The sequence below is a fragment of the Bradyrhizobium sp. SMVTL-02 genome, from assembly GCF_051853005.1.
Classification (GTDB): domain Bacteria; phylum Pseudomonadota; class Alphaproteobacteria; order Rhizobiales; family Xanthobacteraceae; genus Bradyrhizobium.
In genome coordinates this window covers 5,343,814-5,352,830 of the sequence record NZ_CP182469.1, presented here as the reverse complement: position 1 = coordinate 5,352,830, position 9,017 = coordinate 5,343,814, and the positions used below count along the sequence as shown (strand labels likewise).

11 protein-coding genes and 1 pseudogene are annotated in these 9,017 nt (G+C 64.3%); 3 read left to right on the top strand and 9 right to left on the bottom strand.

All coding sequences use genetic code 11. The features are described from left to right. Positions 1 to 10: 10 nt before the first annotated feature. Positions 11 to 184, bottom strand: a complete 174-nt coding sequence (locus ACNJYB_RS25615) for a hypothetical protein (protein WP_439369233.1) — start codon at positions 182 to 184, stop codon at positions 11 to 13. 281 nt (positions 185 to 465) lie between these two features. Then, on the bottom strand, positions 466 to 939 hold the full coding sequence (locus ACNJYB_RS25610) for a hypothetical protein (RefSeq protein WP_439369232.1): 474 nt from the start codon (positions 937 to 939) through the stop codon (positions 466 to 468). Between the two features lie 244 nt (positions 940 to 1,183). On the opposite strand from ACNJYB_RS25610, the gene ACNJYB_RS25605 reads away from it, so the two are divergent. Beyond that, on the top strand, positions 1,184 to 2,839 hold the full coding sequence (locus tag ACNJYB_RS25605) for a fumarate hydratase (protein ID WP_439369231.1): 1,656 nt from the start codon (positions 1,184 to 1,186) through the stop codon (positions 2,837 to 2,839). 232 nt (positions 2,840 to 3,071) lie between these two features. Here ACNJYB_RS25605 and ACNJYB_RS25600 read toward each other — a convergent pair whose 3' ends face one another. The 5 genes from ACNJYB_RS25600 to ACNJYB_RS25580 form a co-directional block, all read right to left on the bottom strand. Beyond that, a complete protein-coding gene (locus ACNJYB_RS25600) occupies positions 3,072 to 3,368 on the bottom strand; it encodes a hypothetical protein (protein WP_439369230.1) in 297 nt (98 codons plus the stop codon). Positions 3,369 to 3,557: 189 nt separating this feature from the next. Continuing rightward, positions 3,558 to 4,112: an inner membrane-spanning protein YciB gene (locus ACNJYB_RS25595; protein ID WP_439369229.1), complete on the bottom strand. Its 555-nt coding sequence runs from the start codon at positions 4,110 to 4,112 to the stop codon at positions 3,558 to 3,560. 2 nt (positions 4,113 to 4,114) lie between these two features. Beyond that, positions 4,115 to 4,699, bottom strand: a complete 585-nt coding sequence (locus ACNJYB_RS25590; protein WP_439369228.1) for a hypothetical protein — start codon at positions 4,697 to 4,699, stop codon at positions 4,115 to 4,117. 74 nt (positions 4,700 to 4,773) lie between these two features. Beyond that, on the bottom strand, positions 4,774 to 5,037 hold the full coding sequence (locus ACNJYB_RS25585) for a hypothetical protein (RefSeq protein WP_439369227.1): 264 nt from the start codon (positions 5,035 to 5,037) through the stop codon (positions 4,774 to 4,776). Between the two features lie 127 nt (positions 5,038 to 5,164). Beyond that, positions 5,165 to 6,562 carry a carotenoid oxygenase family protein gene (locus tag ACNJYB_RS25580; protein ID WP_439369226.1) on the bottom strand — a complete coding sequence of 466 codons (1,398 nt, stop codon included), beginning with the start codon at positions 6,560 to 6,562 and terminating at the stop codon, positions 5,165 to 5,167. Positions 6,563 to 6,667: 105 nt separating this feature from the next. Between ACNJYB_RS25580 and ACNJYB_RS25575 the strand changes: the two genes are divergently transcribed. Next, positions 6,668 to 7,393, top strand: coding sequence for a TetR/AcrR family transcriptional regulator (locus ACNJYB_RS25575; RefSeq protein WP_439369225.1), 726 nt, complete (start codon positions 6,668 to 6,670; stop codon positions 7,391 to 7,393). Positions 7,394 to 7,430: 37 nt separating this feature from the next. Here ACNJYB_RS25575 and ACNJYB_RS25570 read toward each other — a convergent pair. Next, positions 7,431 to 7,694 (bottom strand): annotated as a pseudogene (locus ACNJYB_RS25570) (hypothetical protein); the annotation flags it as partial. Between the two features lie 168 nt (positions 7,695 to 7,862). Here ACNJYB_RS25570 and ACNJYB_RS25565 point away from each other — a divergent pair. Then, the gene (locus ACNJYB_RS25565) at positions 7,863 to 8,423 is read left to right on the top strand and encodes an SET domain-containing protein (RefSeq protein ID WP_439369224.1); all 561 of its coding nucleotides are present in this window, start codon (positions 7,863 to 7,865) and stop codon (positions 8,421 to 8,423) included. A gap of 186 nt (positions 8,424 to 8,609) precedes the next feature. Here the strand turns inward: ACNJYB_RS25565 and ACNJYB_RS25560 are convergent, their stop codons facing one another. Further along, complete coding sequence (locus ACNJYB_RS25560; RefSeq protein ID WP_439369223.1) at positions 8,610 to 9,008, bottom strand: hypothetical protein; 399 nt, start codon at positions 9,006 to 9,008, stop codon at positions 8,610 to 8,612. Positions 9,009 to 9,017 lie beyond the last annotated feature (9 nt).

Genomic DNA, 9,017 nt, shown 5'->3' with positions numbered 1-9,017 from the left:
AAAGGGCCGGTCAGGCGAGCTGATCGATCCGCGTGCCCTGACCCGGCGGCAGCGGCGCGGGCGGCGGCGGCTTGTAGGTCGGATCAGTGTCCTTGATCTTGGTCTGGTCGTCCTGCTGCTTGGTCGTGTCGTAGCTCGGCACCACGATCGCGATCGGCGGCGGCGCAACGGTGGAAACGCTCATCCACAAATCCTCACACATGGAAACAATTCAGCCTGCCCCGACGGGAGCGAAATTTCCTTCAAGGCAATTGTTAAAATGCGAGGGAATTGGTGCGGTCAGTTGTGCTGTTCTTGCTTCCGCGAAGGGAATATTTGAGAGGACGGTAACTCTCTCCTTGTCATTGCGAGCGGAGCGAAGCAATTCAGAATCCCTCCGTGGAAAGACTCTGGATCGCTTCGCTACGCTCGCAATGACGGAGTATGCGGCTGGTCGCGTCGCGGCACATGAGCACCGCGCGCCGCCTACTCGTCCTTGCCGCGCGTGATCGCGATGGAGGCATCTGTCTTGGTGCGGGTGCATTCCATGTTGAGCCGCCGGTAGCGCATGCTGATCTTGTCGCCGCGCAACAGGCCCATCCGCTTCAGGCAGCGCGTCGCGCCCGTCGTGGTGTCGTCCTTGGTCACGGTGAAAACGATCGCCGCCATCGATCCCACCAGCGCGTAAAACTCCGGCGCCGGCTTGCGGTCGCCCTTGGCATAGAGCTCGATCGAATATTTGTCGCCGCGGCAACCCACCGACAGCTCCTTGGCCGCCGGGTGCGTCAGGTACACGATGTTGGCAGCCCGGAAATTCACCTTGAGGCGGTCGATCTGGTTCGCCAGCTCCTTGGCGCTGTCGTCACAGCGATCGGCGCGTGCGGGCGAGGCGAGTGCCACAAGTCCGGTGATGGCGGCGGCGACCAGGATCGCGCCGCGGACGTTCAGTTTGAAAATCATGATGAAATGCCCCTGAGGGCGCGCATTCAACCTTCGTCGCGCGCGGAGTGCAAGGGGTGCATTCAGACCTTCCCGGGGACAATGATGCCCACGCATCAGCGCCGATATCGAGCAGAAAGGGACCGCCAAGCGGCCGAAACGGATGCCCCAGCCGCGCCAGAACACCTTCCATTTGCGGTAAAAAAGCTTAGAACGCTTCTACGCTAAGAGGCCCGCGAGGGCTCCAGAACCCCGAGATTCACCCATGAACGCTCCCACCGCTTTCCCCGACCAGTCCAAGCCCGTTCCGCCCTACAAGCACACCCCGCTGTTCCCGCTGGGCAAGGACGAGACGCCCTACAAGAAGATCTCCTCCGAGGGCGTCAGGGTCGAGAAGGTCCTCGGCAAGGACATGCTGGTGGTGTCGCGCGAGGCCCTGCGGGCGCTGTCGGAGGCGGCTTTTGGCGACATCAACCACTATCTGCGCCCTGGCCATCTGAAGCAGCTCCGCTCGATCCTGGAGGACAGCGAGGCGAGCCCGAACGACAAGTTCGTGGCGTTGGACTTCTTGAAGAACGCCAACATCGCGGCCGGCGGCGTGCTGCCGATGTGCCAGGACACCGGCACCGCGATCATCATGGGCAAGAAGGGCTGCAACGTCATCACCGACGGTGACGACGAGGCGGCGCTGTCGGAAGGCGCACGCGATGCGTATCTCCGCCGCAATCTGCGCTACTCGCAGGTCGCGCCGCTCTCGATGTACGAGGAGAAGAACACCGCCAACAACATGCCGGCGCAGTGCGAGATCTACGCCGAGGGCGACGATGCCTACAAGTTCATGTTCATGGCGAAGGGTGGCGGCAGCGCCAACAAGAGCTTTCTGTTCCAGGCGACGCCGTCCGTCCTGACCAAGGACCGGCTGCTCGCGTTCCTGAAGGAGAAGATCCTCACGCTAGGCACCGCGGCGTGTCCGCCCTATCACCTCGCCATCGTGATCGGCGGCACCTCGGCCGAGCTCTGCATGAAGACGGTGAAGCTCGCCTCCGCCCGCTATCTCGATGCGCTGCCGACCCACGGCTCGCCCGACGGCAACGCCTTCCGCGACGTCGAGATGGAGAAGGAAATCCACAAGATGACGCAGTCGCTCGGCGTCGGCGCGCAGTTCGGCGGCAAATATTTCTGCCACGATGTGCGCGTGATCCGCATGCCGCGTCACGGTGCGTCGCTGCCGATCGGGCTTGGCGTGTCCTGCTCGGCCGACCGCCAGGTGCTCGGAAAGATCACCAGGGACGGCATCTATCTCGAGGAGCTCGAGCACAACCCGGCGCAATACCTGCCGCAGGTCGAAGAGGCGCTAGGCGGCGAGGTCGTGAAGATCGACCTCAACCGGCCGATGAAGGACATTCTGGCGACGTTCTCGAAGCACCCGATCAAGACGCGGGTCTCGATGACCGGCACCATGATCGTCGCGCGCGATAGCGCACATGCCAAGTTGCGCGAGCGCCTGGAGAAAGGCGAGCCGCTGCCGGATTACTTCAAGAACCACCCGGTCTATTACGCCGGTCCCGCCAAGACGCCTGAGGGCTATGCCTCCGGCGCGTTCGGTCCGACGACCGCGGGCCGCATGGATTCCTTCGTCGACCAGTTCCAGGCCGCCGGCGGTTCGATGGTGATGGTGGCCAAGGGCAACCGAGCGCCGGCCGTGCGCGAGGCCTGCAAGAAATATGGCGGCTTCTATCTCGGCTCGATCGGCGGTGCCGCGGCGAACCTCGCCGAGCACTGCATCAAGAAGGTCGAGGTGCTCGAATATCCCGAACTCGGCATGGAAGCGATCTGGCGCATCGAGGTGGTCGACTTCCCGGCGTTCATCATCATCGACGACAAGGGCAACGACTTCTTCAAAGAGTTGAACTTGGGCTAGCTCTTCACCTCTCCACTTGCGGCGGGGCGCGCCTTTGAAGCAGTCGCTCCGCGGCGCATCCTTCGAGACGCCCGCCGTTGGCGGGCCCTCAGGATGAGGGCAGAGTACGCGGTTGCGGTTTCCGGCGACGGCGACGTGGTCAGCCTCATCCTGAGGAGACCGCGAAGCGGTCGTCTCGAAGGACGAGGCGCTTGCTCAGCCGTAGCCGCACTGATGGGTGGAACGCGCGGCCTTACGCCCGCGCGCCCGTGAACGGGAAGCTGCCCATCGGGCCGATGCCCATTTCGCCGCTGATGCTGTCGCCGGAGACCGTGCCGGTGAATTCGAGCGTGAGCGGCATCGGGTTCGTGATTGAAACCTTCCAGGAGACGTTGTCGCCAGCGACGGTGCCGTCGAAGATCTCGACGGTAGTACCTTCCGCACCCTGCGTGCCCGTGAGCGAGCCGCCCGCAGCCTTCAGGTTCAGCGTCGCCTGACGCTCGCCCATCGGCGTCGTCATCGTCAGATTCCAGTTGCCGTCTACGGCCATTCCCGTCTCCCTAAGAAATCCCGGCGGGCCGCGACGATCCGCGGCCAGTCCTGAGCGAGCCTATAGCCCAACTCGCAGCTCCTGCCTAACGCTCCAATAGGGCATTGCAGCATGATCCGGAAAAGTGTGTGGCGGTTCTCCGAAGGGATCATGCTCAAACGTCGACCTGAAGTGCGATCGCATCGTGCGTCAGGCGCGGGCGGCGGCGCGCCGGCGGCTGGTCACGATCAGCCTGAGAACCACATACTGCACGGCGAAGGCCAGGATCTTGGCGCCGCCCGCAACCACCGTAATGTAGAACGCCCACAGCTTCAGATCGCCGGTGGCGGCGACCGCGATCATGCCGGCGCCGATCACGAACATCAGCGCGGCCCAGGCGTAACCCGCAGCGGTCACATATTCCGGGACGGTCTCGGCGACGATCGGCGGCATGTAGCGCAGCATCCAGCCGCGCTTGAGCATGATGGCACCGATCGCGAAATGCGCGATCGAAGGTTTTGCCAGCATGAAGCGGGCATCGTTGGTCAGCAGCGTGACCGTGCCCAGCACGATGACGAGCGCGAGGCTCGCATAGGTCATGTAGTTGAGCTGGTGACCCTTGATCCGGGCATAGATCACCTGCGCGATCGCGCCGGCAATCGCGACCGACGTCGCCAGCACGACGTTGTCGGTAATGAGGTAGACGGCCAGGAAGATGATGGCGGAGAGGAAGTCGGAGGCGAGGCGGGCGAACACGTCCTTCATCGTCAATCCTGTTCAGCGGGCGTCGGGAAGAGCGCGGGCGGCGTACCGTACTTGATCTGACGATACTCGGGATACCATTTTGTGAAGTAGATCGCGCTGTTGCGGGCGGCGAAGGCGACCGCAAGGCTGGACCAGAGCGGCAGGCCGGGGACGTAAAGCAGCACGAGATTGGCGACCGCCATCAGCAGCGCGGCGGCTGTCCACGCGCCGGTGATGACGTAATTGGCCGTGAGAAAGCCAGGGATTGCCGCGGTCTCGGCCGGGACGGATTCGAGCGCATATTGCAGCGTGAAGGGGCGGCGGAGCAGCATCGAGCCGAGCGAGATGACGAAAATGCCGATGTCGACCGACAGCTTGACGCCGAGCGTTCCAAGCGCGGGGTTTATCAGCGCGAGGTAAAGGCCGATTGCGGCGAACACGATCGCGGAGCCCGCGGCCAGCACCTTCACCGAGCGGCCGCGCGCGACATCGACCGCGACGGTGGCGAGGCAGATCGCCGATGCCGTGAGCACGCTGATCTCGGCTGACGTGACCAGCATCAGGAAAGTGAAGGCGCCATAGGGCGCGAGGATCAGGAAAATCGCCATTGGCCGCCCCGCTCACCGATCTTTACGATGTAAAGATCAGTAGCCTGCCGACGATGCCCGGTCAAGCAAAATCTTTACAGTGTCAAAATGACGTAGGCGACCTCCAAAAGATGAAGGGCTGCAACGGCTTGGCCGCAGGCCTCCTCCGCGAATTCCGCCCAGGGCAGGGCGGCCAGGAGCGGCAGCGCGGCAGCGATCAACAGACCGAGGCAGAGCAGGATGCCACCATTGAAGAGGGTATGGCAGCTCCGCCGCAGCCGGACGACCTGGAATGCGAGCGCGGCGCCGGTCAGGGCGAGGAGGGCGAGGCAGCCTGCAGTGAGCGAGGCCATGTGCATGGAAAGCTCCTCTTTCGTCATTCCGGGGCCGGACGTCAGCGCGAGCCCGCAATCCATCGGCCAGCCAAGCGTGTAGCGAAATGGATTCCGGGCTCGCGCCAAGTCGCGCGCCCCGGAATGACGAGCGCTACACGGTGCCCACCCAATTGCCGTGAAAGCCGTCCGGCACGCGATGGCCGAGCTGCACGAGCGCGGCGGGACCGGCCTCGATGTCGGTGGCATTGAACACAGCGAGATCGCTGCGATTTTCCCGTGCGCGCCAGACCACCGCGAGGAGCCAGCCGTCCCCCTCCGGCGCATCCTTCGATCGCTCCACGAAGACAGGCTCGGAGATCGTGTCGCCGACCGGCAGCAGGTAATGGCCGAGCCGTCTGCCGTTGCCGTCGACATGGACGATGCCGGACAGCGCGCCGAACATCGGCAGTCTTGGATTGGCGCAGGCGTACCAGCCGTGACGGCTCTTCCGCCCGGCGCGGCGGTCGTCGATGCGGGGGAATTCGCCGGTGAGGTCGTCAAGGTACGTCTGCTGGAAGCGGTCGGTATTCCCCGCGAGATCGAACGTCCAGCGGCAGTGGCGGGCGCGCGATTTCTCCGGGTCCGTCGGTCGTCCGTCGGGATGCGGAAACAGCGGCGCCTCCTCGAACTGCATCACGTCGGCGACGATGCGGTCGCCATCCTCCCACGCATTCATGACGTGGAAGACGTAGCAGGCCTCGCTGCGAAACCAGACGATGTCCTTCGCTGTGCCGCTGCGTTTCATCACGCCGACATAGGCGCCCTTGTCCGGCTCCCAGGCATAGGGCGGCCGTCCGCTCATCGCGCGCTCCATGCTGCCGGTGATGGGCAGGATCGGAAACAGCACATGGTTCGCGGTGACGATGAAGTCGTGCACCATGCTGGCATAGGGAGCCTCGAAGCGTTCGAAACGTGTCGCCTCGCCGGAGGCGTCGATCGATCCGTAGGAGAGCGCTGAAGTCAGCGGCCCCGCGGCGTTGTAGCCGAAGAATACCAGCTCGCCGGTGGCGGGATCGATCTTCGGATGCGCCGTGAAACTGCCGGCGACGCGGCCCTGGTAGTTGTGATAGCCGCGCGTGGCGAGTGAGCCCGGCTCGATCTCGGTCGGCAGATGCGCTTCTTCCAGCGCCAGCAGCTTGCCGGCGTGGAAGATGATGTTGGTGTTGGCGACGCCGCCGTCGGTTAGATTTGCCGGGGCATCCGGCAGCTTGCGGCCGAAGCCGCCGAACAGCGCGCGGCCGGCATCGTGCTCGGCCAGCCATTTCGGCGTACGGACCCAGCGGTTGCGATAGCTGGCGCGGCCGTTCTCGAGATGAAAGGCGTGCACCATGCCGTCGCCGACGAACCAATGCGCGCCGGGGGAATCGAATTGCGGATTGGGGCCGTTGCGATAAAGCGTGCCGTTCAGCTCGCGGGGCAATTCGCCGACGATCTTCAGAAAGGGCGCGTCGGCCTCGAACGGGATCGGCGCGATATTGTCGCCGCGCTCGGCGATGGCGTCGTGCTGCACGGCGTATCTCCCCTATCTTTACATTGTAAAGATCGAATAGTGCCAATCGCAGCTTTCGTCAAGCGAAATCTTTACACTGTCAATATTGCGTCATATAGCTTGTAAATGGCCAAGAGCGACACCAAGGGCGAAACGGCGCGTCACCCGCGTGCACCCAGACGAGCGGCATCGACCGCGGCATCGCGCCCGGCGCGCCGCGCGAGCGCGAAGACGGAGACGCCGTATCATCACGGTGCCCTGCGCGAAGCGCTGCTCCAGGCGGCCGAACGGGTGCTCGAGCGCGACGGGCTCGCCGGGCTTACATTGCGCGCGGTGGCGCGCGAGGCGGGCGTCTCGCATGCCGCGCCGACGCATCATTTCGGCGATCTTACCGGGCTCGTCAGCGAGCTCGCCGCGATCGGCTTCCGCCAGTTCAATGCCGCGATGGTGTCGGCCTGCGATGCCGCCACCACGCCGCTCGCGCGCGCGCTGGCGCGACCGAAAGCCTATGTGGCCTACGCCCAGGCCCATCCCGGCATGTACGGGCTGATGTTCCGCACCGAGCGCCTCGATTATTCCCGGCCCTCGCTGCACGAAGCGGCTGAGGCCTCCTTCGCCGGCCTCGCCAACGCCATCGGCATGATGCGGCAGGAGCAGATCAGCGGCGATGCGCTGACGCTGAACCAGGGCGCGGCCATCGCCCGGGCGTGGTCGATGGTGCACGGTTTCACCATGCTGCTGCTCGACGGACGGCTCGAGGATATCTTGGAGCGGCTGCCCGAGGGAACCACAGCCGAACTTCTGTTTGAGTCGATGCTAACGGCGCCGATCGCAGGCAAGCTGCCAGCATAGCGCCTTCGAACGAAGGCGGCCTTAGCGCATCATCGCGCGCGCGGGCGCGGGTGCCGACGATCTTCACCTCGTCCTTGCCGCACGTGAAGCTGCGCGCCTGGCGATCGCATCGACATAGGCGTGGCAGACCGGGCCCGGCGGCAGCCGGGTCACCACCAGCATGGCCTTGGTGTTCGGGCGTCCCTGCCGATCGGAATCGGCGCTGTCGGCATGTGCCAGCGCCGGATCATCGCGAACGGCTTTGTTCCGCAGCCCGCCCACTCGACAGTCGTCTCCATGAATTGAACGGGGCGAACCAGACCTATCGCGCAAGTTCCGCGGCCGCTTCCTCCGTGCCATCTGACGTCTTCATTGTGGGCAAAGGTTCAAACAAGCCCGCGAGGCACCTGACAGCGCCGCGGAATCGTTCTAGAAGAGCGGCTTCGCTTGAAGCTCATCCGGCGTCGTAAGCGTTCTCATTCTCCTGATCATGCCAGTCACATCGTCGAACAAACCCTATCGCGTCGGCCGCTCCAAGACCGGGCTCGGCCTCTTCGCTACCAAACCGATCAAGAAGGGAACCCGGATCATCCGTTATTTCGGACCGATCCTGGACTCGCGAATCCCTGAGCAGGACGAGATCGAGAACAAATATCTGTTCGAGCTCAACGGCCGCTGGACCATCGACGGCTCGGTGCGGAAAAATCTGGCGCGCTACATCAACCATTCCTGCCGGCCCAACGCGGAGTCGGACGTCCGGCCGCGCGAGCGCAAGGTCTTCATCCGCGCCATCAAGGACATCGAGCCGGGCGACGAGATCAACTACGATTACGGCACCGACTATTTCAAAGCCTATCTGAAACCGATCGGCTGCAAGTGCGTCTCCTGCGAGGCCAAGCGCAAGAAGCTGCGTGCCGAGGCGCGGGTCGCGCGTGCCAAGGTGAAGGCGCGCACGGAAGCCAAGGCCAAGAAGGCGGGCACCAAGGCTGCCAAAACGAAAAAACTCAACGGTCATGCGTTCAGCAAGACCAGCGGGCGCCCGCGGGCATAGCCCGCACTTGCGCCTCCAGCCCCACTGTCATTCCCCGCCTGGTGCGCACTTGCGCACTGGAGCGGGGCATCCGGTACGCTTGCAGCTTCTGCGCATACGTTTACTGTCGCGGTAATAATGGGTCGCCCGGTCCAGTGCGCAATCGCGCACAAGGCCGGGCGACGACAGCGCGTGGTGAAGGGGCCATCAAGCCGTCACCACATCCGCACTCTTCCGCAATCCCAGAAACTGCAGCTCGGCGAACACGCCGGTGGCGATCGCCTGCGCGACGACCATGAACTCGCCGGTGAGGTTCGGCGACACCGCGCCCGAGAAAAGTAGCACGATGCTGCCGAGCGTCCAGGCCGCGTTACCGATCACGACCAGCAGGACGAGCGGTTTCGCCACCGTGGCCCGCGAGGCGAGCCAGCCGACCAGGAACGTGTAGGCGATCAGGAACAGGCCGGTCTCGCGCAGCAGCGCTTCGGGCAGATTGAACAGCGCTGTGAACGGGTTTCCGCCGAAGGTGAAGCCGAGGGCGGCAACGCCGCTGAAGATGGCGTCGGCGAGCAGGGCGCGGCGCAGGAAGGGCGATGCATCGATCATCGTAGGTCT